At 66.4% G+C, this 21,571-nt stretch carries 19 protein-coding genes and 3 pseudogenes; 5 read left to right on the top strand and 17 right to left on the bottom strand.

The window, feature by feature from the left end; translation table 11 throughout:
• Positions 1-423 precede the first annotated feature (423 nt).
• From AC06FP_RS15840 to AC06FP_RS15795, 10 genes are all read right to left on the bottom strand, one after another.
• Positions 424-1,443 carry an AAA family ATPase gene (locus AC06FP_RS15840; RefSeq protein WP_433853262.1) on the bottom strand — a complete coding sequence of 340 codons (1,020 nt, stop codon included), beginning with the start codon at positions 1,441-1,443 and terminating at the stop codon, positions 424-426.
• The gene (locus AC06FP_RS15835; protein WP_478076194.1) at positions 1,440-2,585 is read right to left on the bottom strand and encodes a DUF4350 domain-containing protein; all 1,146 of its coding nucleotides are present in this window, start codon (positions 2,583-2,585) and stop codon (positions 1,440-1,442) included. Before AC06FP_RS15835 ends, AC06FP_RS15840 begins: the two co-directional genes overlap by 4 nt.
• Positions 2,582-4,156 carry a DUF4129 domain-containing protein gene (locus AC06FP_RS15830; RefSeq protein ID WP_478076193.1) on the bottom strand — a complete coding sequence of 525 codons (1,575 nt, stop codon included), beginning with the start codon at positions 4,154-4,156 and terminating at the stop codon, positions 2,582-2,584. The genes AC06FP_RS15835 and AC06FP_RS15830 overlap by 4 nt, the downstream gene beginning before the upstream one ends.
• A complete protein-coding gene (locus tag AC06FP_RS15825; protein ID WP_478076192.1) occupies positions 4,146-5,138 on the bottom strand; it encodes a stage II sporulation protein M in 993 nt (330 codons plus the stop codon). Before AC06FP_RS15825 ends, AC06FP_RS15830 begins: the two co-directional genes overlap by 11 nt.
• A complete protein-coding gene (locus tag AC06FP_RS15820) occupies positions 5,135-5,812 on the bottom strand; it encodes an RDD family protein (protein WP_456117787.1) in 678 nt (225 codons plus the stop codon). The genes AC06FP_RS15825 and AC06FP_RS15820 overlap by 4 nt, the downstream gene beginning before the upstream one ends.
• 191 nt (positions 5,813-6,003) lie before the next feature.
• Positions 6,004-6,900: a DUF2167 domain-containing protein gene (locus AC06FP_RS15815; protein WP_478076191.1), complete on the bottom strand. Its 897-nt coding sequence runs from the start codon at positions 6,898-6,900 to the stop codon at positions 6,004-6,006.
• A 140-nt stretch (positions 6,901-7,040) separates the two neighbouring features.
• A complete protein-coding gene (locus AC06FP_RS15810; RefSeq protein ID WP_478076190.1) occupies positions 7,041-7,541 on the bottom strand; it encodes a hypothetical protein in 501 nt (166 codons plus the stop codon).
• Entirely contained in the window at positions 7,538-8,089 is a 552-nt protein-coding gene (locus tag AC06FP_RS15805) for a gamma carbonic anhydrase family protein (RefSeq protein WP_478076189.1), read from the bottom strand. Before AC06FP_RS15805 ends, AC06FP_RS15810 begins: the two co-directional genes overlap by 4 nt.
• A gap of 90 nt (positions 8,090-8,179) precedes the next feature.
• Positions 8,180-8,995 (bottom strand): hypothetical protein, encoded by an 816-nt coding sequence (locus AC06FP_RS15800; protein WP_478076188.1) that lies wholly within the window; start codon positions 8,993-8,995, stop codon positions 8,180-8,182.
• Between the two features lie 196 nt (positions 8,996-9,191).
• Positions 9,192-10,004, bottom strand: coding sequence for a TIR domain-containing protein (locus AC06FP_RS15795; RefSeq protein WP_478076187.1), 813 nt, complete (start codon positions 10,002-10,004; stop codon positions 9,192-9,194).
• Positions 10,005-10,591: 587 nt separating this feature from the next.
• Here AC06FP_RS15795 and AC06FP_RS15790 point away from each other — a divergent pair.
• On the top strand, positions 10,592-10,948 hold the full coding sequence (locus AC06FP_RS15790) for a SymE family type I addiction module toxin (RefSeq protein WP_478076186.1): 357 nt from the start codon (positions 10,592-10,594) through the stop codon (positions 10,946-10,948).
• A 180-nt stretch (positions 10,949-11,128) separates the two neighbouring features.
• Here the strand turns inward: AC06FP_RS15790 and AC06FP_RS15785 are convergent, their stop codons facing one another.
• Complete coding sequence (locus AC06FP_RS15785; protein ID WP_478076185.1) at positions 11,129-11,359, bottom strand: hypothetical protein; 231 nt, start codon at positions 11,357-11,359, stop codon at positions 11,129-11,131.
• A 5-nt stretch (positions 11,360-11,364) separates the two neighbouring features.
• Positions 11,365-11,616: a hypothetical protein gene (locus AC06FP_RS15780; protein WP_478076184.1), complete on the bottom strand. Its 252-nt coding sequence runs from the start codon at positions 11,614-11,616 to the stop codon at positions 11,365-11,367.
• An 858-nt stretch (positions 11,617-12,474) separates the two neighbouring features.
• Here AC06FP_RS15780 and AC06FP_RS15775 point away from each other — a divergent pair.
• Positions 12,475-14,787, top strand: a complete 2,313-nt coding sequence (locus AC06FP_RS15775; RefSeq protein WP_478076183.1) for a hypothetical protein — start codon at positions 12,475-12,477, stop codon at positions 14,785-14,787.
• A gap of 52 nt (positions 14,788-14,839) precedes the next feature.
• Here the strand turns inward: AC06FP_RS15775 and AC06FP_RS15770 are convergent.
• The 3 genes and pseudogenes from AC06FP_RS15770 to AC06FP_RS15760 form a co-directional block, all read right to left on the bottom strand.
• Positions 14,840-15,543 (bottom strand): annotated as a pseudogene (locus tag AC06FP_RS15770) (DNA-methyltransferase).
• Complete coding sequence (locus AC06FP_RS15765) at positions 15,461-15,712, bottom strand: Com family DNA-binding transcriptional regulator (RefSeq protein WP_478076182.1); 252 nt, start codon at positions 15,710-15,712, stop codon at positions 15,461-15,463. The pseudogene AC06FP_RS15770 and the gene AC06FP_RS15765 overlap by 83 nt, the downstream one beginning before the upstream one ends.
• 24 nt (positions 15,713-15,736) lie before the next feature.
• Positions 15,737-16,389: pseudogene (locus AC06FP_RS15760) on the bottom strand (phage portal protein); the annotation flags it as partial.
• Positions 16,390-16,444: 55 nt separating this feature from the next.
• Between AC06FP_RS15760 and AC06FP_RS15755 the strand changes: the two are divergent.
• Positions 16,445-16,666: pseudogene (locus tag AC06FP_RS15755) on the top strand (site-specific integrase); the annotation flags it as partial.
• 170 nt (positions 16,667-16,836) lie between these two features.
• Here the strand turns inward: AC06FP_RS15755 and mnmG are convergent.
• Positions 16,837-18,726, bottom strand: coding sequence for a tRNA uridine-5-carboxymethylaminomethyl(34) synthesis enzyme MnmG (gene mnmG, locus AC06FP_RS15750; RefSeq protein WP_478076181.1), 1,890 nt, complete (start codon positions 18,724-18,726; stop codon positions 16,837-16,839).
• A gap of 561 nt (positions 18,727-19,287) precedes the next feature.
• Positions 19,288-19,857 (bottom strand): hypothetical protein, encoded by a 570-nt coding sequence (locus AC06FP_RS15745; protein ID WP_456117797.1) that lies wholly within the window; start codon positions 19,855-19,857, stop codon positions 19,288-19,290.
• 139 nt (positions 19,858-19,996) lie between these two features.
• On the opposite strand from AC06FP_RS15745, the gene AC06FP_RS15740 reads away from it, so the two are divergent.
• Both AC06FP_RS15740 and AC06FP_RS15735 read left to right on the top strand, forming a co-directional pair.
• Complete coding sequence (locus AC06FP_RS15740; RefSeq protein ID WP_478076180.1) at positions 19,997-20,959, top strand: pyridoxal-phosphate dependent enzyme; 963 nt, start codon at positions 19,997-19,999, stop codon at positions 20,957-20,959.
• Positions 20,956-21,558, top strand: a complete 603-nt coding sequence (locus AC06FP_RS15735; RefSeq protein ID WP_456117799.1) for a YdcF family protein — start codon at positions 20,956-20,958, stop codon at positions 21,556-21,558. The genes AC06FP_RS15740 and AC06FP_RS15735 overlap by 4 nt, the downstream gene beginning before the upstream one ends.
• Positions 21,559-21,571: the final 13 nt, after the last annotated feature.

Genomic DNA, 21,571 nt, shown 5'->3' with positions numbered 1-21,571 from the left:
CCAGAGGCAAAGCGAGAAGCGAAAGCTTGAAAGCAGAGCTTTCGCCCCTGCTTCGCAGGAGCGAGTTACTTCTCTTTGCTCGTGCAAAGAGAAGTAACCAAGAGAAAGCACGCCCCTGCCTCCGCGCCCTCCGTGCCTGCGGCACTCCGGGTCCACTCCGCCGCCGGGATTTTTCGACGAGACATCCCTGTCTCGTCGAAAAACGACGCGCGTCCTGCGCGTCGCCCTTCGGGTTTTTCCCGTCGGCTCCGTCGCTACGGAAGGGGACCCGGAAAGCAGAAGCGGAAAGCAAAATCACGGCAACGGCAACGGCAACGGCAACGGCAACGGCAACGGCAACGGCAACGGCCCCCCTCCCCGACCCTCCCCTTCGCACTACGTGCGAAAGGGAGTGAGTGGAAGCAGCGTGGCTGCCCGTACGGCTCATTTGCGCGGCGCCTCCACCTTGGCCAGCAGCGCGGTCAGCGCATCGTCCGCCGACTGCCCTTCGATCTGCAGCTCCGGCGCCAGCGCGATGCGGTGCCGCAGCGCCGGCCTGGCGATCTCGCGCACGTCATCCGGCGTGACGAAATCGCGCCCGGCCAGCACCGCCTGCGCGCGCGCCGCGCGCACCAGCGCCAGGCTGCCGCGCGGGCCGGCGCCCAGCGCGATGCCCGGCCATTTGCGCGTGGCCGCCACGATGCGCACCGCGTAGTCGATCACCTGCGGGTCCACCGTGATCGCCGCCACCGCCTGCTGCATGGCCACCACGTCGGCGCCGCTCATCACCCGCGGCACCTGGGACAGGTCGAAGTCGCTGGCGCTGCGGCCGGCGGTGATCGCCTCCACCATGCGCTTCTCGTCCTCCAGCTGCGGGTAGTCGATCAGCACCTTGAGCAGGAAGCGGTCCAGCTGCGCTTCCGGCAGTGGGTAGGTGCCTTCCTGCTCCACCGGGTTCTGCGTGGCCAGGGTGAGGAACGGCGGGGTGAGCGGGAAGGCGCGGCCTTCGATGGTGACTTGGCCTTCCTGCATCACCTCCAGCAGCGCCGACTGGGTCTTGGCCGGGGCGCGGTTGATCTCGTCGGCCAGCAGCAGGTGGGTGAACACCGGGCCGCGGCGGATCTTGAAGCTCTCGGTCTTGGGGTCGTACACCGCGTGGCCGCTGACGTCGCTGGGCATCAGGTCGGGCGTGAACTGCACGCGCGCGTAATCCAGCTCCAGCGCCTGCGCCAGCGCGCGCACCAGCAGGGTCTTGCCCAGGCCGGGCACGCCTTCGATCAGTACGTGGCCGCCGGCCAGCAGCGCCACCAGGATCTGGTCCAGCACGTCGGCCTGGCCGATGAAGGCCTGGCCCACCGCTTCGCGCAGGCGTTCGACGCGTTCGATCAGTTCGGTGTTGCCGGGCGCGGGCGCCGGTGCGGGCGCATCGCCGGGAAGGGCGGGCGGAGCGGGCAGGTCGGTCATAGCTGGTTTCTCATCTGGATGAGCAGGGCGATGCGTTCGCGCAGCGCGGCGTCGTCGCGTGACGGAGGAAGCTGCATCGCCAGCCGCACGCGTTCGAGCGGCCAGCGCAGGTGGTCGGCGATGGCCTGCAGCTGGGCATCGCCGGTGAGGGCCGCGGCCAGCGGCGCGCGGCGGCGCAGGCGGGCCAGGAAGGACTGGCGCACCGCGTCGTACAGCAGCGGCGATTTGCCGTAGCGGTGCAGGTGCTCGCCGCTGGCGCGCACGTGTTCGAGCAGCGAGCGGCGCTCCTGCCGCGGCGAGGGCAGCAGCGGGCCGAAGCGCTGCGCGCGCATCCACAGCCACGCCAGCAGCGCCAGCAGCAGCGGCAGCCAGATCGGCCAGCCGCGCTGCAGCACGGTGCGCCACAGCGACGGCGCTTCGGCCGCGTAGACCAGGTGCATGCGGCCCTTGCCGTAGTTGGGCGCCAGCACCAGCCGCGCCAGGTCGCGGTGCGGCAGGTCGCGCAGGCCGGTGTCCCTTTCGTCCTGGCCGTTGCGCAGGAAATCCATGTCGGCCAGCACGTCCACCCGGCCGCTGCCGTAGCGCAGCCGCGCGTAGGCCAGCGTGTCGTCGGCGGCATCGCCCCAGCGCCGTTCGGCGCGTGCGTTCTCGCCCAGGGTGAAGCGGGGGCCGGCGCAGAACTCCTGGTGCTCCTCCTGCCCCTGCACCTGCCACGGCTGGCAGCGCGGTGCGGCTTCGCTGGGCGTGATGCCGAAGCGGCCCAACAGCGTGCGTTCGCCATCCAGCGCCTCGTCGGCCCTGGGCATGCGCAGCAGCAGGTGGCCGCCGTATTCCACCCAGTCCGCCAGCTGTTCGACCTGCTCCGGCGCGAGCTGGCGCGGATCGTCCAGCAGCAGCACGGTGTCGCGGGCCTGCAGGCGCATGGCCGGCAGGTCGAGCGTGCGCCGCGTCTCCGCCTCCACGCCGTCGCGGCGCAGGGTTTCGCGCAGCGCGAACAGCGGGTTGAAGCTGGGTTCGCCATAGGCCGGCAGCGTGGCCGGTTCGCAGACGCGCTGGTAGTTGCGCAGGAACCACATCACCGCCACGCCCGCCAGCAGCAGCACGGCCAGGGCGATCAGCGCATTGCGCCAGCGCGGGTTCATGCCGGCCACCCGTACTGCTGGCGCAGGTCGTCGAGCAGGGTATTGAACTCATCGTCCGACGGCAGGCGGCCGGCATAGGCGGCGTACTGCCAGGTGCGCACCATGCGCGCGAACAGGCGCCGGTCCGCTTCCTGCGGCATGCGCTTGGATGCGCGCAGGCACTGCGCCTCGGTGCTGCCCGGCGGCAGCACGATGTCGGCGCGCCGGGCCAGTTCGTCCAGGCTGGCGCGGTACAGCAGTGCCAGCGCATGCCGTGGCCGTCCGTCCTGCCACAGGCGGCGGGCGCTGGCGAGGATGTCCGGCGGCAGGGTATCGGGCAGCTGCAGCGCATGCCGGGTGACGTCCGATTCCACCTCGCGTGGGCGCCGTTTCCCGCTGCCGCGCAGCCACGGCAGCCACCAGCGCGCGGTCAGCGCCAGCGCCAGCAACACCGCGCCGACCACGATCCACAGGAAGCCTTCGCTGAGCAGGGCCAACAGCTTGACGAACGCCGCGATCAGATCGCCGCCGGGGAAGTTCCAGTCCCGCGCTGGCTGCTTTTCCTCCGTGGTCCGGCGTTCCCAGCGGCAGACCGTGTGTCTGGCGCCCAGCTGCGGGTCTTCGTAGGCACGCGCGGCCGCCTGGCGGAAGCCGGCGGTATCGGTCGGCGCGGAACCGAAGACCGTCGCCGGCGTGGCCACGGCCGCGGGCGCGGTGGCGCTGCCCTTGTGGTTGTCGTGCGCTACCGGGGCCGCATCGCCAGCGTCCTGCGCATGGACCGGCAGCGACAACGGCGCGCAGGCCAGCAGCGCCACGAGCAGCAGCGGCGCCGCGCGCGACAGCCGCTCGCGCAGGCGGCGGAAGGCGATCTCCACGTCCCAGGCTTCCAGCTGGGTACGGCGGTTGAGGTACAGACCGAAGCCGGCACCGCTGTAGAACGGGCCGATGACCGTCATCGCCGCCCAGGCCAGCAGGTTGAAGCCCAGCCATACCCACGCCGGGGTGTCGCTGCCGATCAGCGATACCGCCACGCGCAGCGATTCGGGCAGCGCATCCAGCGGCACGAACATGAACACCAGGGCGACGCCGGCCACCTGCAGCATGACTTCGAAATGCCAGTACACCAGGGTCAGCAGCGCCGCATGGCCGTAGGCCGCGCCGCCCAGCACGCGCCGGCGCAGGCGCCGCTGCCCGGCGTCGCCGCCTTCGAGCAGGTCCACCGGCATCAGCAGCGAGCGTGCCGGGCTCAGCCGGCGCCACCCCAGGTAGGCCAGCAGCCCGCGCCAGCCCCAGCGCCACTGCGCGCGCAGCGTATCCGCGGTGCCAGGCACCGCGCCGAACGCACCGCGCGAGATCACGTACAGCGGGATGCGCTCGAACGCCGGCTTCAGCCACCACATCAGCAGCGCCGGCAGCCAGAACGCGTCCAGCCACCAGCCGGCCAGGTTGAGCAGCACGAACAGCGGCGCGGTCAGCAGCAGCCACGGCTTCCAGATGGCCGCGGCATGGCGCCGCACCAGCGCGCTGCCCAGCTCCATCGCCTCCCACTGCGAACGCGCGCGCAGCACCACGTCGAGCTGGTCAATGCGCATCGCCGCCCCCGTGCCCGCCGCGCCACAGCCAGGCGAACACCAGCGTCCACAGCACGCCGGACACGGTGAACTTGCCCCACGCCGGCACCCAGGCGATGGACGACCAGAACGCCTCGATGAACGCCGCCACCAGCAGCATGAAGGCCACGCCCAGGCACAGCCGCGCGCCGATCACCCCGCCTTCCACCAGCGCGTCGATGCGCCGTCTGCGGCCCGGCGCGATCAAGCGCAGCCCCAGCTGCAGGCCGGCGCCGCCGGCAATGACGATGGCGGTGAGCTCGAACGGCGCATGCCCGACCACGAAGCGCCAGAACGCATCGCCATAGCCCACGTGCTGCAGGTGGCCGGCCACCGCGCCGATGGTCAGGCCGTTGAACAGCAGCACCAGCACCGTGCCGACGCCGGCCAGCAGGCCGCTGGCGAAGGTACGCAGGCCGATGCTGATGTTGTTCATGATGTAGTGGCCGAACATCGCCCAGTCGGTGCCGCTGTCGCGGCCCAATCGGTCGGCGGCCGGGTCGTACGATTTTTCCATCTGCGCGATCTGCTGTGGGTCCAGCAGCAGGTGCACCAGCTCCGGCCTGTACTGCAGCAGCACGAACACGCCCACCAGCGGCACCACGAACAGCGCGCACGCCACCCACATGGCCGCGGCCTGGCCGCGCACCAGCTGCGGGAAGCCGGCGAACAGGAATTCCACCGCGCGCTGCCAGCGCGGCGGCGGCGCCCGGTACAGCAGGTTGTGGCCGCGCTGCATCAGCTGCTGCAGGCGCTCGACCAGCTGCGGGCTGTAGCCGCGGCGGCGCGCCAGCGCCAGCTGCTGGCACAGGCGCCGGTAGCGCTCGGGTATGGTCTCGTCGCCCGGCAGGTCGGGCGCGGGCGTGCCGCGCGCCTTGCGCGCGCTGCCGCCGCGCTGCTGCAGCCAGTCCTCGAACTGGCGCCATTCGTGCTGGTGGCGGGTGACGAACTGTTCCTGCCTCATCGCCGCCCCAGCAGCCAGTTGGCCATCGCGTACAGGCGCAGCACGCCGGTTGGGCCCTGCGCCCGGCTCAGGCCGCTGGCGATGTCGGCCAGCTCGCTCTGGCGCGGGCCGGACAGCGCCGGGGCGCGGTCGGCGAAGGCGATCACCGCCTGCTGCTCGGCCGGCTGCAGCGGCAGCGGCGGCGCCAGCACGGTGTCGATGCGCGCCGGCGGCACCGGCGCGGGCGCCGGCACGTGCACCACCAGGCTGCCGGCCACCAGGTCGCCCAGCCGGCGCCCGTGCGCATCGCACAGGCAGGCGATCAGGCCCAGCGCATAGCCGAACGGCAGCATGTCCACGGTGCGCAGCAGGTTGCGCACGATCGCCGGCATCCAGCCCAGCGGCGCGCCGTCGCGCGCCACCACGCGCAGGCCGAGCGCGCGCTTGCCCAGGGTCTGGCCGAACCAGACCTCCAGCACGATGGGGTACCCCCAGAACATCAGGAACATCAGCCCCAGGTACAGGCCCTGGCCCAGCCCACCCAGCGCCATCAGCAGCGGGCTCATCAGCGCCAGCACACCGAAGCGCGCCATCAGGTCGATCAGCCACGCCAGCGCGCGCGGCACCGGGCCGGCCGCCGGCAACTGCAGCGGCACGCCTTCGGGCGTGATGACTTCGCGGCAGGTATCGAGCATGGGCGGCGCTGCGCTCAACGGCCGGGCGCCGCCCGTCGCGTGCGGGGTGCGGAGTTGTCGCAAGCCCGGTATCCGGACCGGGCGGCAGCCACTGGCATGCGTGTCTCGGTAGCGTCCTGTCAGCGGCTGACTTTACCGGCCGCCGCAACGGATGCCCAGCCCGCGGAAGGGCCCCCGCGGGCCGGCAAGGCTTACCGCACCGTGCCGTTCCTGCGGTCGCCGAAGAACTTCTTCACCACCCCGCCCAGCGCCAGCACGCCGATCAGCAGCAGCTTCCAGAACTTGGCGAAGACCAGCCCGAGCTTGGCGAACAGCCCGGCCTTGGCCGCCAGCCCGCCGCCGATCAGCGTGGCCACGCCGTAGGCGGCGATCTTGTCGGTTTTGGGGTTGTGGTCGGCATAACGCGCGCCGGGCTCGAACTCGGCCATCGGCAGCAGCTTCTCCATGCCGGTGCGCACCAGCGGCAGCTCGTTCATGCCCGACACCGCGTTGAGGCTCAGGTAACCGTGGCGGCCGAGCACGCGGATGCCGTAGTTCAGCACATGGCCTGGCTGGCCGTTGAACTCCAGCTCCTTGGCCCAGTACAGCTTGTTGTTGCCGGCGTCATAGCGCGGCGGCACCGCCCAGCCCACCAGCTGCAGCGTGCCGTAGCCGGCCTTCTCGCGCTCCGGGTTGGCGGCGTTGATCTGCTCCTGCATGTCGCGCAGCAGCTCGTCGTAGTCGATGCTGGACGCGTCCTCGTCGGACACATAACCGTCGTCGGCATAGGTCACCACCACCGCCCAGCTGTCGTCGTCGGCCAGGCTGGGCGAGCGCGGCACGATCAGCCCCAGCACGTCCTCGTCGGGCGGGTTGCCCCACATGTCCTCCAGCACGCGCCGCGCATCGGCCTGGTCCAGGTAGCGGAACTCCGGGTCCAGGTTGAAGCGCGCCTTGGCGGCGGGCACCTCGATGGTGCCGGTGCGGAAATGCAGCGACTGCACGAACGCCGCGGCGTCCTGCTCGTCCTGCGCCAGCGCGGCCGGCGAAGCGGCGCACAACAGCGTCGCGCTGGCCAGCAGGCCCAGCGCCATGGTTCTGATCGACATGAAGGGTTCCTTTCCCTGGAAGGGCGCCCCCGCGCCCGAGGCGGGCAGTTTGAGGCAAGCGCGGCTTCGGCGGCAACGGAAAAACGCCGGCGATGCCCTGTAGAGCAGGGTAGCGCCCCGCTGGCCGGTGATCGCTCCGGTCAGGACGTGCGGCGAAGTGGTGTCCGCCTGGGCGGGTTCCCAAGGCTCATGCCATGTACCGCGCAAAACACTGCAGCAGCACCGAGTCCGCATGCGCCAAAGAACGAGACGCCTTCGACATACTGCAGCCAGCCGGCCATTGTGGGTACGCCATCAATCATGGTTTCGACTCCATTGACCGAAGCGGACGATCTTGAGCCGGCGTAGTGCAGGGGCCACGAGAACACCCCCACCGGGATGGAACCCAACGCAAAACCCGCCAGGAGAGCACTCCACCAGCGGAACAGGCCACGCCAACGGAGCAGGAGGTAAGCAGGGATGCCGAGTGCCATGACGTGAGCCGCCGAGATGGCGAGGCAAATGAAGAAGACCCCGCGAGTGCGAACCCAAATGTAGGGGTCGCTCAAGTCGAACATGGAGAACTGGCCATAGAGGTACCAGGCGACGATTGCGATCACTGGTGCCAGGATGGCTGCGACAAAGGCGATGACGATTCTCATGCGCCCGGGAAGTCCGCCATCCCCAGGTACTGGTCCTTCAACCGCACGTAGTGGTCCGCCGAATACCGCAGTCCCTCGATGTCCTTCGCACTCAAGGTGCGCACCGGCCGCGCCGGGTTGCCCACCCACAACTCGCCGCGCGCCACCCGCTTGCCCGGCCCCACCACCGCCCCGGCGCCGATGAACGCCTCGTCCTCGATCACCGCGCCATCCAGCACGCACGCGCCCATGCCGATCAGGCAGTAATCGCCAATGCGGCACGCATGGATGATGCAGCCATGCCCCACCGTGACGCCCTCGCTGATCAGCGTGGGGTAGCCGCCCTTGTTGTACGGGCTCTCGTGGCTGACATGGATGATGGTGCCGTCCTGCACGTTGGTGCGCGCCCCGATGCGCACATGGTTTACGTCGCCCCGGATCACCGTGCCCGGCCACACCGACACGTCATCGCCCAGCACCACGTCACCGATGATGGTGCAGGCGGGGTCGATGTAGACGCGTTGGCCGAGGGTGGGGGATTTGTCTAGGAAGGGGCGGAGGGAGGGCATGCGGAAGTACAGGTATGGAAGGAGAAAGATGATATGTGGTGAGGAAATAGATTTCTGCCGGAAATGTCCGCTTTCGGCCAAAAGCGTCCATCAAAGGGCGTCGTATCGAATGGGGAAGCGCGTCTCATGATCAGGGAATAGATCGCATAGAAAGAATTTTCGGCGAAAGGCATCGAAGAATTCCCGATTACGCTCCGCCAACATCTGGGCCAATAATTCGGGCTGGAGAGGTGGGCCGACGTAGTTGACGGGAGGATTGGTCGCCATTTTTATGCCACGCTCCAGACGAGCCTCTGGCGTTTCATGTGTTGCCTGATAGTGATCCCACACATACTGAAAAAGCCATTGCGCTGCGCGATAGACGAAAGTATCAGGCGTGGCACGAGACATCGCTTCTACTGCCTCCCGCGCTGATCGAGTACGTATGAGCGTCCCATAGAGCTCAAGATACGCACGCATCAATTCCTCCGGCGTGACCGCGCGCGTCGGCCCGATGAGACCGTGAACAGGTGCGCGATCAACCAGTCCGAGCGTCGACGTGAGTGCGCTTCCATCGCACGCAGCAACAACCACGAGCAAATTCATTGCCGTCGCAATGTTTAGGGAAGTCAGCGGTCCTTTCAGATCGGCCCAAGTGACGAATGAGCCATCTGAAAATGCTAGGCCGTCATCGTTCCCATGGCACTCGATGTGGAGCACGGGAATGTCTCCAGTAGTCGATGCCGCCGCAGCCAGTTCAGGGAGCAACGTCAAGAATTCGGCCCGGCCTTCAACGCGCCGATACCGGACTTCCGGTGCGGGCGCGAATACTTGGGCACGAAGCCCCACGTCCTGATATAGGTCGCGAGCTGTGTTGCGCTCTCCGGCGGGTATGGAGTCGACAATCAAGATCTGGTTGAAGTGCACGTCGTGATCCTTTGGCGCTAAAAAGCGTCCGTTAGGACCAGAGGCATCCGGCGCAATGCAGCCAGAAGCAGGCGCTGGTCAACGCTTGAACTAAGCCGTCCCGCGAAGTGGCCTCGGCTTGAATGAATTGTTAGCCGCAAGGCAGCCAGTGCCATGATGATTGATAGACGACCCACAGGAAGCCAGAGGCGCATGTCTATGCTGCCCTATTTAGGTCGACCTCGATGCCGGCACTCTTGATCTCCAACGCCAGCTGAAAGCGCCAAGCGCCCTTTGAGTCTACTTCTTCATACAACACGCCCGAATAGTCACTCGGAATGTCTACTCCACCTTTGTAGAGAACGCACACTCGGTCTCGTCCGAGGGCAGCCATGAAGAAGCCGAGTTCTAGGACCACATTCTGGCGCGCTCGAGGCTTGGCTTCTTCGCCTTTCCCCGCGGGATAGCCCATGTCGTCAGGGGTGAATAACACAACCGCGAATGCCACATCAGAATGCCCTTCGAATTTCTCTATGATGGTCTGTCCTCGGTTCGGCTGCTCATGCAAGATGACGGGTTCGATATCGAGCTTGGCCAGAAACCGAGCTACAGTCTCTTTAAGGCCATCGTCGTGACCGTGCACAATAAAAACTCGGCGTGAGCTTGGCTTCCTGGTCCGTTTGAGCTCGTGAGTTGGTGCACCTGCGGGTTCAGCCGCAGGAAGCAGCTCCAACCGGTCATGAATGGAGCGCAGCTTTTTGAGATAGCTCCCGGTGGAAATGTCGGAGTCAAAGCTAAATCTCCCCTTTCCCGTAAAATCATCTCGCAGTTCATCGGTACTCGAGATTTGACGCAGGAGCTCCGACGTGAACTCGTACCACCTCCTCGCCTCTTCGTTCTCGTTTATCGACTGGTTGGGGACTGCTTCGCCTCGTTCGATCTGAGTGCGAACACGTTTCTGGGCTTGCTCCAGCGGAACGATCAACTTCGTTCGTTCAGTCTGCTTGGGCTCTTGTTTGCTTCGGGCCATTTCTTGTTCGATTCCTCGATGGTCAAATAGCGGCTAACGCCTGAAGTGGGTCGTACCGCGAATCGACGGACGGACGCCAGGTCCGTTTATACGACTCATTCATACTGCGCCGCAGCGGGCCACAACCATTGACTCACCTTGATCTTAGGCGGCCTAGACGAGGTCAACTAGCTTACAGCGCCGGCCACAGCTAAAGGCAGAGTGCGACCCCATTGCAGAGTTTCCGGACTTCGCCCACCGACATAGCTGTCACAACCGCGAACCCGAGGGACTGTTTGCTTAGGGTTGATAGCGGAGAAGTCTGATTGACTTCTTTGCTGACCGAGTAGCACCATCAAACCGCTGCGGCAAAGTCCGCAGCCGGGTTTAGCAGCTCGAAGCACAAGGCGCACCAGCGCCCATCGTCGATGCCGGCGCTTTTTCATGCCCGGCCGTTGGCGTGGTCGGACATGCCCGTTCCATGGCGGGCGGTGCGCGGAGGTCGAAAGGCCTGCCGGTACCTTGTGACCGGTCTGCTAACCGCGCGCCGTCCGCCACCTTCGGTTAGCAGCGAAGCGGCGGATTCCTCATCGCACAAGGAGTCCGACATGAGCCGTTCCAAGGAAGTCGCACGCGTTTCCACCCCTGCGCCCAATCGCAGCCCATCCAGGCACGAGGCATGCACGCCGCGGGTGATCGATTCCGCTCCGGTCCCGGAGTTGTTTTCGCCCCCGTTGCCCATGCCATCCGCTTCCAGCGGCTGGGCGCGCATGCCCAAGCGCTGCACGATGGGCTATCTGTATTACGACGAGCGCCGGGGCCAGCAGGTTGTGGGCCGGGCCGTACCCAGGCTGCGCCTGTCCGGCCGTTGGTTGGAACGCTGCGGCTTTGCCGTGGGTGATGCGTTGCAGGTGACGGTGGGCAATGGGTTGTTGTTGATCAGCCGCAGCCGGAACGACGAGTGAGCGGTACCGCGCTGCGGCTGCTCGACGATCGATGCTTGCCGGTAGCGTTGGCCGCTGCCGCGCGCTCTCCGCAGTCAGGTGCATGACGCGAAGACGTTGCGCAGGAGACCCCGCTAAGTCCTTGAAGCGCCGATCTGCGGCGAAGCATTTTCCCAGCGAATGCGCGGCCCGATGATGGGTTTATGCGTCGTGCCGCGGCGCGATCGCGCCAGGTAACAGCGCCGCCCTGTCCAGGTGCCACAACGCGTATTGCCAGATGTAGATCCCGTCGACGGGCCGGCATCGCTGGGCAATGGTCGTCACTCTCTCTCGGAACCATCCGTAGTCGAAGTCGTCAGCCGCGGCGCTATCGCCGCGCGGCAGCTCGCGGCATAGCTGGTCAATCAGGGCGGTGGCGGTCGCCCGGTCCATTCCCGTTATCGCCGCCGGGCTTCCGCTTCCAGCGTTCCCGTCCACAGCTCCAGCTCCTGCAGGAACCTCTCGCGGTACGCCGACGCCTCGATCTCAAAGCCGCTGTCCGCCGCGTCTGCCTGGCGGTCGCGCCAAGCCTGCAGTACTGCGGCAGAATTCGGATGCGAGCGCAGGAGGGCGCCAGAAATCCAGGTCAGCGCATCCACCCGTGCAGCGAGGGAAACCAGTGCGGTGACGATTTGCGGATCTGGCTCCATGGCAGCTTCCTCGGGCACGTTAGCAGTGAGCGGTCTCGGGGGCTATCGCCGAATCCCCATGTGACGGGGCGGGCCGCGATCCGCGCCCGCACCTGGTCACGGATGGTCGCTTCGTGGCGAGTGGCCCATATCGTCGTTCCGCGGCGGACCTGCTCGAAGCTGCTGCAGGGCGTCGCGGGTCAAGGCCATGGCGGGGCTCCGGTGTTAGCGGCTGGCTGTGGCGAACCACTCTACCGCCCCCTATCTCAATTTTTCAGATGACCACCGGGAACAGGTAATTTAGGCAACCTGTTCAGGATCGAAGCACTTTATTGAACAATATCAATTACATATCAACATATCTCAAAGGTAATTCCGGGGTAATGTTGAGGTAACCTGATTACCTTTCGGGGAGTAGTCTAGCCCACTGAAAAAGTTCTTACAAATCAATGACATTACCTTTTGAGGATCGGCGGATTACCTCAAATTACCTCCCAAGGTAATCCCGTTTTCACGTTTATATTCAACGACTTAGACACGCCAAACCGGAGTGAATTACCTGGCTACCTGTTTCCGATGGCCATCTGGAAATTCTGACGACCAGGCCACCACCTAGCGTGGCCGCCTGTGGGCCGCTCTACGGGGCCTCTCGGCGCAGGGTTCCGCAGGGCGGCGGCAAAACCTGCCGGAGGGCCGCAAGCGCCAGCAGTGGCGCGGCCCGGGCCGGCGGCGCAGCGGTGCAGAAAAAGGGGTGCATGAAGACCTCAGGCGTGGCAGGGCGACGACTGCGCGCCGCGATCCGCGTTGCACGACAGCGATCAGTCCCCGCGCCTGGGCGTCGTATGATTCGCAGATTCAGCTGGACACCGAGACAGACCCATGGCTGCAGCCGACAGCGAGTTCCGCACGAACATCTACGAAATTGTCTTGAGGGCAGAAACCAATCCCAGCCGCTTTGAGGTCTTCTGTGCGGAGGTGGTGAGCGAGCTTGAGGGAGGACAGCCAGTACTCACGACCACGACGTCTTGGGATCTCGGCCGCGACGCGGTCGGCTATGGGCAAGCGGCAGGCCTTTATGTGTGCTGCAGCCTTCGCGACGACGCCGACGCAAAGACTCTGGAGGATCTAGCGCGCCTTCAGGCGACCACCACTGGCGTGAAGATGGTCTACTTTTGCTCAAGCCAGCGCCTTAGCGAACATAAGCTTGACGACATTCAAGCCGCGCTACAGGCAGAGGTTGAGTCCGCCTTCGAAATTCGCTGCTTGGGCGCCCATCAACTCGCGCAGGCGATGGGGGAGAACGAGCGGTTGCAGCGCCACTACAAAGCAGAAATAAGCAACGTTCTGACGGCTATCGATACCAATGCGTTCAGCGAAAGCGACGCGAGAGGTCTTCGCCTCGCTCTAATGACATCCACGGCCGAAGAATCGAACGCTATCCGCCACGCGATCTATGATGCAGCAATCCTAGATGCATTGGTCGATACCGGGCGAACCTCAACCTCGATTGGAATTCAGATCGGCAATGGGCTGGGGCTCAGCCGGCCCTTGCGTCCGCAGGCATTGATGCCCTACTTGAACGACTTAGTGGCACATGGCTTTGTCACAAGGGACGGCGAGGTCTACCACATCACCACAGCGGGGCATGAGCGGCGTGCGGCCAACGAGACATCGGCTGCGGAACAGCTGATGGATGGCCGGCGGCAGATCCAGCTAGCTTTGGAGACAGCAATCGGCTCGCCGATCATTCCTGATGAATTTTCTCGGATCTGGGCAACGTTCGAAGAGCGACTCGCCAACTTCCTCTACCAACGCGGCCATGCGATAGTCGACGAGGTGAGCGCGATGCTCGACCCGGACAACCCCGTCGAGCCGGGTGCGAGCCCCCTCAGCTTTGTCGATGAGATCGCCGACGCCGTGGGAAAGACATCAACAAGCATTAGGCGCCAGCAGGATCTAGCGCAAGCGGTCAAAGACCTTTTCTCCGACAGAGCAGGCCCAGCGGCGGAATGGCTCGTACAGGTGTGCGCAGGTTTTGTAGCGGCATGCACGATGGGCCTCGAGAATGAAAGCGCCAAGGCCATTGGTCGGCTACTGGCCAGAACGACGGTCGTCCTAGACACTGACGTGATCCTATCGTTACTTGGCATTGGGGAGCCGGATCACGACGCCGTTAAAACGATCGTGGAATCATGGCACAGAAATCGCGGGCGCGTTCTGGTCGGAGAACCGGTCCTACAAGAAGCCGCATACCACGCCTGGATTGCACAGGCAGATTTCTCCCAAATCAACCATCTTTTGCCCGGAAATGAACACGATCGCCTTCGCATGATCGAGAACGCGTTCGTCCGTTCGTTCGCCGAAATGCTGGCTCGAAAGCGCATACGACACTCTGCTTGGAGGCAATACATACAGCAGTTCCGCGGCGAAACCAAATACGATTACTCACGCATCGCAGCAAACCTTCGTAGCGATTTCAACGTTCAGGTTATGCCCCCTAGGTCGTCCCAGCTCGCAGATCTAGCCAGGCAGGTAGCGCAGTATGCTTTGAGCCTGGCGGAGGAGAATCACCCAAACACTCTTAGCAAGATTGATCGCGATAAGGCAACCCGCGACGCGGAGCTGTACGCAGCTTTCGTCCACCTCGTTGCGACCACCCAGGACAACGACCCTTCCGCCTCCTGTCTCCTCATTAGTTCAGGACATCGCCTCAGCAAAATTGAGGAACATTTTAGGCAGACGGGCGAAAGGCAAATGGTGGTTTCGATAGCTGGCGCTTTGCTTCTGGTATCAATGCTTCCTGACGTGGCCTTGGGCCTAACGGCAATGAAGTCATTTCTGTTTGACGAACGACGATCGCGCTTCTCATCCGATCTTGAACGAACGCTCATCAGGATGGTTCGCTCAAGCGCAGAAGTTTCTCTGCCTTGGGCTCAGCGCTCAACTCTTATGCGAGAAGTCAGAGAGCGCCTGATAGCTAATGCGAAGAGCGAGGGAATCGCCAAGGCAGACCGGAAGCTCACAGAACTCGAAGCGAATGCCATGAAGCCTGGTAACCGTGAAAATACTATCGAGATCCTCCGGGACTCGCTAGACGCTATGGCGGTGGATCCACGCCTTGAGCGGGAGAATAGGGACCTACGCTCTCAGATTGCCAAGCTACAGGCCCAGCTCATGAGGAAGCGCAGCTGAGTGCGCATGGCGTTAGACACCCGCGCGGCACTGCCGCGCGGGTGTCTCTTGCCTATGCCGTGCGAAGTCGTTGGGCCGCAACGCTCGCATAGTGGCCTGTCATTTCGATACCCGTGCTATCGAACTCCTCAAGTGCGGCCGCCACTAGCGTGGTGCCGCTGCCGGCGAAGGGATCGAGGATCCGTCCGCCGGTCTCGCAGATCCGCACCAGCTGGCGCATCAGCGCGGTGGGCTTCCCGGTGAGGTGGTGCTTGTCAGCCTTGAGCACGGGCTCACGGATCACGCCAGGCAGCACGGTCGCGCGGCGCTGCAACGGCATGTGGCCCTTGCTGCCCCACACGATGTACTCGGCCTGGTTGCGAAAGCGCCCGAGCTGCGGCCGCACGCCTTCGGTCTTGTCCCACACGGTGATGCCGCGCCAGGTGAATCCCGCCAGCTGCAGCGCGTCGGTAATGAGCGGCAGTTGCCGCCAGTCGGTGAACAGCAGCACCGGCGCGCCGTCCTTCAGTAGCCCCGCGCGCAGTCCGACAGCCACAGGTGCATCCAGCGCAGGTGGGCGCGCTGGTCGCGCTCGTCGCCCACGAAGTCGGCGTGGCCGCCGTCGCGGCAGTACTTCTTCGAGGGCGCCTGGGCCGGGGCCGCGGCGGTGACCCCGCCGCTGGCATACGGCGGGTCAGTGATCAGCGCGTCGAACGATTCCGCTTCGAGCGTGGGAAGCAACTTCAGGGCGTCGCCCTGCAACAGCACATTGGTCATGGTGAGAGCCTTCGTGGTCGAATCGCTCGCGGCGATCTGAGATGAGGCTCTCGGCCTTCAGGTGATTGAGCGTGCCGCAGCGCGGGCACTTGATCTGGAGCTGGTCGAATGCGCCGGCCTTGCCTAGCAGGCGAGCGCACTCGCCACAGCGCAGGTTCTTCAGGTTCATGGTGTTGCCGTGGTGGGGAAAGCGTTACGCCGCCGCTGCGGGCGGCTGGTAGGGGTTGAACGTGATGACCTCCTCGCCGAGCCAGTCGTTGACCTTGAGCATGCGCGCCTGTAGGGGTTCCAGCTCGTTGGCCGCCCAGACCGCGGCGGCGTCGCGGATGCTGCCGAAGCCGCCGGCGTTCTGCGGCACGATGCCCATCAGCTGAGGCGGTACGCGCAAGGCGGCCATCATATCGTCACGGGTGATGCCCTTGACCCCGGTGAACTCGTCCTTCGCGGCCACCTCGCTGACCGGGATCAGCTTGATGCCATCCTTGCTGCCGCCCGGAGAATGGAGGAACAGGTTGCGAAAGTTGCCAGGGCCTTTGGCGCTCTTGAGTGCCGCGCGCAGGGCGTCGATGTCCTCTGCTTCTCGTCGGTCAGGTACAGGATGAAACCGGCGTGCGAGCCGTTGTTGTAGTACTTCCGGCCGAACAGCGTCGCCGATTCGTTGAGCAGCGCCGACTGCATGGCGCTCAACCATTCCGGCAAGCCGTAGATCTCCTGGCCAATGTCGGCCTCGCGCAGCTGGAAGATGCTGCCGGCCTCGAAGGCGTGTTCCTCGCCCCAGGCCTGCACCTGGTAGAACTGACCCTGGGCCACGCCGCGCCGCATGTACTTGGCCAAGGGCGTGCGCAACGCCAGGGTAGTGCCCACGCGTGGAAGCGTTCCGCCGTACCTCCACGCCGTGATGCTGGACAGCGCGTGGCAACGGATGATCCACCTGGCCATAGCGGAGAAGGTCATCACGCCGGAAGAGCGTTTCAGCCTGCACGGGCTGAAGCATCGCGGCATCACCGACACCGAGGGCAACCGCGCCGACAAGCAGGAGGCGGCAGGACACGCCACGCCGCAGATGACCAACCACTACGACCACGCGGTGCCAGTTGTACAGCCGCCGAAGCGACGCGGCTGACCGACAATCTCACGACGCGATGAGGTTATTTTTCCCACGAATTTTCCCAGCTGGCGAAATATTGGCCAGCTGGACACGCGCAAGTGATTGAAAAGAATGGTGGGCCGTGAAGGATTCGAACCTTCCAAAAGATTAAAAGTCTTCTGCTCGACCAATGCTGACGGCTGGAATCACGCCACCTTCCCGCGCCGCGCCCGCTCCAGGTGCACCAGCAGCAGCGAGATCGCGGCCGGGGTCATGCCGGGGATGCGCTGGGCCTGGCCGATGGTCTGCGGGCGCACGCGTTCGAGTTTCTGCAGCACTTCGGCGGAGAGGCCGCGCACGGCGGCGAAGTCGAAGCCTTCGGCAATGGCGGTGTTCTCGTGGCGCTGCTGGCGTTCGATTTCCTCGCGCTGGCGGTCCAGGTAGCCGGCGTACTTGACGCTGATTTCCACCTGTTCGGCCACGCGCGCATCGTCCACGCCGGGGCCGAGCGAGGGCACGCGCATGAGCTTGGCGTAGTCCAGTTCCGGGCGCTTGATCAGGTCGAGCACGTTGGTTTCGCGGCTCACCGCCACGCCGGTGGTTTCCTGCACTTCGCGGCCCAGGGCGTTGGCGGGGGTGGCCCACAGGCCGCGCAGGCGCGCGCTTTCGCTGGCCACGGCGGCCTGCTTGGTTTCGAAGGCGCGCCAGCGGCGGTCGTCGACCAGGCCCAGCTCGCGGCCGGTGGGGGTCAGGCGCGCGTCGGCGTTGTCCTCGCGCAGCTGCAGCCGGTATTCGGCGCGGCTGGTGAACATGCGGTAGGGCTCGCTGGTGCCGTGGGTGATCAGGTCGTCCACCAGCACGCCGATGTAGGCCTCGTCGCGGCGCGGGCACCAGCCCTGGCGCCCCTGCACGAACAGCGCGGCGTTGATGCCGGCCAGCAGGCCCTGCGCGCCGGCTTCCTCGTAGCCGGTGGTGCCGTTGATCTGGCCGGCGAAGAACAGGCCGGCCACCTGGCGGGTTTCCAGCGTGTTCTTGAGCCCGCGCGGGTCGAAGAAGTCGTATTCGATGGCGTAGCCGGGGCGGGTGATGTGCGCATGCTCGAAGCCGCGGATGCTGCGCACCAGTTCCAGCTGCACGTCGAACGGCAGCGAGGTGGAAATGCCGTTGGGGTAGATCTCCACCACGTCCAGGCCTTCGGGTTCGACGAAGATCTGGTGGCTGTCCTTTTCGGCGAAGCGCACCACCTTGTCCTCGATGGACGGGCAGTAGCGCGGGCCGATGCCCTCGATCTGGCCGCTGTACAGCGGCGAGCGGTGCAGCGCGTTGCGGATCACCTCGTGGGTGCGTTCGCTGGTGTGGGTGATCCAGCAGCTCACCTGGCGCGGGTGCTCGGCCACGTGGCCCAGGTAGGACATCACCGGCAGCGGGTCGTCGCCGGGCTGTTCTTCCATGACGCTGTAGTCGAGCGAGCGGCCGTCGATGCGCGGCGGGGTGCCGGTCTTGAGCCGGTCGATGGCGAACGGGCGCTCGCGCAGGCGCGCGGCCAGCGTGGTGGCCGGCGGGTCGCCCATGCGCCCGGCGGTGTACTGGGTTTCGCCGATGTGGATCTTGCCGGCCAGGAAGGTGCCGGCGGTGAGCACCACGGCCGGTGCATGGAAGGTCAGCCCGGTCTGGGTGATGGCGCCGCGCACGGTGTCGCCCTCGATGACCAGGTCGTCCACCGCGGCCTGGAACACGGTCAGGTTGGGCTGCGATTCGACGATGCGGCGGATCGCCATGCGGTACAGGTTGCGGTCGGCCTGGCAGCGGGTGGCGCGCACCGCCGGGCCCTTGGAGGCATTGAGCGTGCGCCACTGGATGCCGGCCAGGTCGGAGGCGTGCGCCATGGCCCCGCCCAGCGCGTCGATCTCCTTGACCAGGTGGCCCTTGCCGATGCCGCCGATGGCCGGGTTGCAGCTCATGGCGCCCACGGTTTCCACGTTGTGTGTCAGCAGCAGGGTGCGGGCGCCACCGCGCGCCGCGGCCAGCGCGGCCTCGGTGCCGGCGTGGCCGCCGCCGATGACGATGACGTCGTAACGATGGAAGGAGTCGGTCATGAGGGGAATGGGGACTGAAAGTGTGAAGTCCGTCGCCGGCCGGGGGTGCGGGCCCGTGGCGAGAGCCTGGTGATTTTACCGCCAATGCCTGCCGGGCATGGAGGAAGGCCTAAAGTTGGCACACAAACTGCAGCTAACGTCATTGCACCCGGTGTGGCATGCGCCGAGGGCGCAATGGCTGGAATTGGAACAGGGGCCAGCCGAAGCGCACACCGGGGAAGCATGGGGCCGGCAGTCGGGGGACTGCCGGCCCTTCTTTTATCGCGGGTTTCGCCAGGGCAGGCCATGCGGGCCAGGCCATTGCGGCGCCTTGCGCCCCGCCGCCTGCCGCGCCCGGGGAAGGCCCCGGCCCAGGCCCGGAAAAACAAAGCCCCGGCATGGCCGGGGCTTTGTTGTTGTAGGCGCCGATGCCCGACAGGGCCGGAACAGGGGGGATCCAGATTTCCTGACGGACATCGACATTGAAGCGGTGTGGTGTGAAGGGCAGTTCGTGTCAGTTAACGACGCTGCCGGTCACCCGGTTCGACAAGATTGCCTGGTTTTTCGGCAAATGCAAGCGCTTCAAAGTTCCTGTTGATCCCTCGGCCGCGGGCCGTGGGACTGTGACGGCGGTCGGGGCGGTGCGGGCCGCTGCATCATCGGGCGCGGGGCGGCGGTGGCGCGCGGTGCCGGCATGGCCCGTTGCACCGGCTGGGCCGGGCGCGGCTGCGGGCGCTGCAGGCGGTCCATGTCGCGCCACGGCGACTTGCCGCCGCCTTCCACCGGCGGGCGCGGCGGACGGGTCGGGCGCCCGTCGCCATCGCCGGGGCGCGGCGGCGGGCGGTGGCCGCCATCGCCGTTGCCATGGCCCGGCGGACGGTGGCCGCCACCCCAGTGGCCGCCCTGCGGCGGGCGCGGGTAGTGCGGCGGGCGGTAGACCGGGTACGGGTAGCGGTAGTAGTCGTAATAGCCGTAGCTGCCATAGCCGTAAGGGCCATAGCCGCCACCATAGGGGTAGCCGTACGGGTAGGTGCGCTGCACCGACGTGGCGCCGCGGTAATAGCCGCCGGCGCCGCCGTCGACATAGTCGTAGGTGGCGCAGCCGGACAGGCCGAGCAGCAGGCCGGCCGATAGGATCAGGCGCATTTTCATGAGTTTCCCCCTGTTGGGTACGCGGCCAGCTTCGTGCGCCTGCATTGAATCGGTCCTTAACCCTGCCGGCAGGGGCTGAACGCAGGTGCAGTGCCCGCCCGAGATGGCCGGGCACCGGGGCCTACGTTAACCTTTCCCCATGGTTGAACTCACCCTGCCAGGGCCGGCCGACGTGCTGGCCGCCGCGGCCCGCATCGCGCCCCATGCCACGGTCACCCCGGTCCTGCGTTCGCGCGAGCTGGATGCGCTGGCCGGCGCCCGCCTGCATTTCAAGGCCGAACACCTGCAGCGCGGCGGCGCCTTCAAGTTCCGCGGCGCCTGCAATGCGGTGTGGGCGCTGGACGAGGCGCAGGCGCGCCACGGCGTGGTGACGCATTCCTCCGGCAACCACGGCGCGGCGCTGGCGCTGGCGGCGCGCTCGCGCGGCATTCCCTGCCATGTGGTGGTGCCCGAGGGCGCGGTGGCGGCCAAGCTGGCCAACATCGCCCGCCACGGCGCCACGCTGTGGCGCTGCGCGCCGACCCAGGCCGCGCGCGAGGCCGAGTGCGCACGCGTGCAGCAGGACACCGGGGCGACGCTGGTCCACCCCTATGCCGACGCGCAGGTGATCGCCGGCCAGGGCACGGCGACGCTGGAGCTGCTGCGCCAGGCCGGCACCGCGCTGGATGCGGTGGTGGTACCGGCCGGCGGCGGCGGGCTGGCCTCCGGCACGCTGCTGGCATTGCGCCACGCGGCGCCGGGCTGCGAACTGGTGCTGGCCGAGCCGGCCGGCGCGGCCGACACCGCGCGTTCGCTGGAGGCCGGGCGGCGGCTGGTCGATTTCGTGCCCGACACCGTCTGCGACGGCCTGCGCGGCGCGCTGGGCGAACCCAATTTCGCGCTGCTGCACGGCAACGCCACGGTCGTCACCGTGGACGACGATGCCACCGTGGCGGCGATGCGCCTGCTGTGGCAGGTGCTCAAGCAGGTGGTGGAGCCGTCGTCGGCCACGGTGCTGGCGGCGGTGCTGGCGCAGCCGCAGCGCTTCGCCGGGCGCGACGTGGGCCTGGTGCTGTCCGGCGGCAACGTCGACCTGGACGCGCTGCCCTGGATGGGCGCATGAGCGGCCGGCGCGCGGGCCTGTTCGACTGGCTGTGGCGCCTGTGCGTGCTGGTGCTGCTGTGGCTGCTGGGCGTGGCGGCGTGGATCATCTGGGTGGGCGACCGCGACCAGGCCGCGCCGGCCGACGCGATCATCGTGCTGGGCGCGGCGGCCTACGACGCCAAGCCGTCGCCGGTGTTCGAGGAGCGCATCCGCCACGGCCTGGACCTGTACCGCCAGGGCTACGCGCCCAAGCTGATCTTCACCGGCGGTTTCGGCGGCGCCGGCGCGCGTTTCTCCGAATCGCAGGTGGCGCGCCGCTATGCGCTGAAGCAGGAAATCCCCGCCAGGGACATCCTGATCGAAAACCGCTCGCGTACCACCCGCCAGAACCTGGTGGAGGCCAAGCGGTTGATGGACGCGCACGGCATGCACCGCGCCATCCTGGTCAGCGACCCGCTGCACATGGCGCGCGCGCTGCGCCTGTCCAAGGAACTGGGCATCGATGCGCTGGCCTCGTCCACGCCGAGCACGCGCTTCCGCAGCTTCCACACCAGCTGGCGCTTCCTGGCGCAGGAAATCTATTTCTTCCACCGCGACCTGTTCGCCGGCGGCGCCTGAGCGCCGTCCTCGT

Source organism: Stenotrophomonas sp. Steno-Z2, assembly GCF_056393235.1.
This window is presented reverse-complemented; position numbering and strand designations above follow the sequence as displayed.

Bases quoted from the DNA above. Each gene is read 5' to 3' on its own strand.
- AC06FP_RS15840 (WP_433853262.1), bottom strand. From the start codon at position 1,443: ATGACCGACCTGCCCGCTCCGCCCGCCCTTCCCGGCGATGCGCCCGCA.
- AC06FP_RS15835 (WP_478076194.1), bottom strand. From the start codon at position 2,585: ATGAACCCGCGCTGGCGCAATGCGCTGATCGCCCTGGCCGTGCTGCTG.
- AC06FP_RS15830 (WP_478076193.1), bottom strand. From the start codon at position 4,156: ATGCGCATTGACCAGCTCGACGTGGTGCTGCGCGCGCGTTCGCAGTGG.
- AC06FP_RS15825 (WP_478076192.1), bottom strand. From the start codon at position 5,138: ATGAGGCAGGAACAGTTCGTCACCCGCCACCAGCACGAATGGCGCCAG.
- AC06FP_RS15820 (WP_456117787.1), bottom strand. From the start codon at position 5,812: ATGCTCGATACCTGCCGCGAAGTCATCACGCCCGAAGGCGTGCCGCTG.
- AC06FP_RS15815 (WP_478076191.1), bottom strand. From the start codon at position 6,900: ATGTCGATCAGAACCATGGCGCTGGGCCTGCTGGCCAGCGCGACGCTG.
- AC06FP_RS15810 (WP_478076190.1), bottom strand. From the start codon at position 7,541: ATGAGAATCGTCATCGCCTTTGTCGCAGCCATCCTGGCACCAGTGATC.
- AC06FP_RS15805 (WP_478076189.1), bottom strand. From the start codon at position 8,089: ATGCCCTCCCTCCGCCCCTTCCTAGACAAATCCCCCACCCTCGGCCAA.
- AC06FP_RS15795 (WP_478076187.1), bottom strand. From the start codon at position 10,004: ATGGCCCGAAGCAAACAAGAGCCCAAGCAGACTGAACGAACGAAGTTG.
- AC06FP_RS15790 (WP_478076186.1), top strand. From the start codon at position 10,592: ATGAGCCGTTCCAAGGAAGTCGCACGCGTTTCCACCCCTGCGCCCAAT.
- AC06FP_RS15785 (WP_478076185.1), bottom strand. From the start codon at position 11,359: ATGGACCGGGCGACCGCCACCGCCCTGATTGACCAGCTATGCCGCGAG.
- AC06FP_RS15780 (WP_478076184.1), bottom strand. From the start codon at position 11,616: ATGGAGCCAGATCCGCAAATCGTCACCGCACTGGTTTCCCTCGCTGCA.
- AC06FP_RS15775 (WP_478076183.1), top strand. From the start codon at position 12,475: ATGGCTGCAGCCGACAGCGAGTTCCGCACGAACATCTACGAAATTGTC.
- AC06FP_RS15765 (WP_478076182.1), bottom strand. From the start codon at position 15,712: ATGAACCTGAAGAACCTGCGCTGTGGCGAGTGCGCTCGCCTGCTAGGC.
- mnmG (WP_478076181.1), bottom strand. From the start codon at position 18,726: ATGACCGACTCCTTCCATCGTTACGACGTCATCGTCATCGGCGGCGGC.
- AC06FP_RS15745 (WP_456117797.1), bottom strand. From the start codon at position 19,857: ATGAAAATGCGCCTGATCCTATCGGCCGGCCTGCTGCTCGGCCTGTCC.
- AC06FP_RS15740 (WP_478076180.1), top strand. From the start codon at position 19,997: ATGGTTGAACTCACCCTGCCAGGGCCGGCCGACGTGCTGGCCGCCGCG.
- AC06FP_RS15735 (WP_456117799.1), top strand. From the start codon at position 20,956: ATGAGCGGCCGGCGCGCGGGCCTGTTCGACTGGCTGTGGCGCCTGTGC.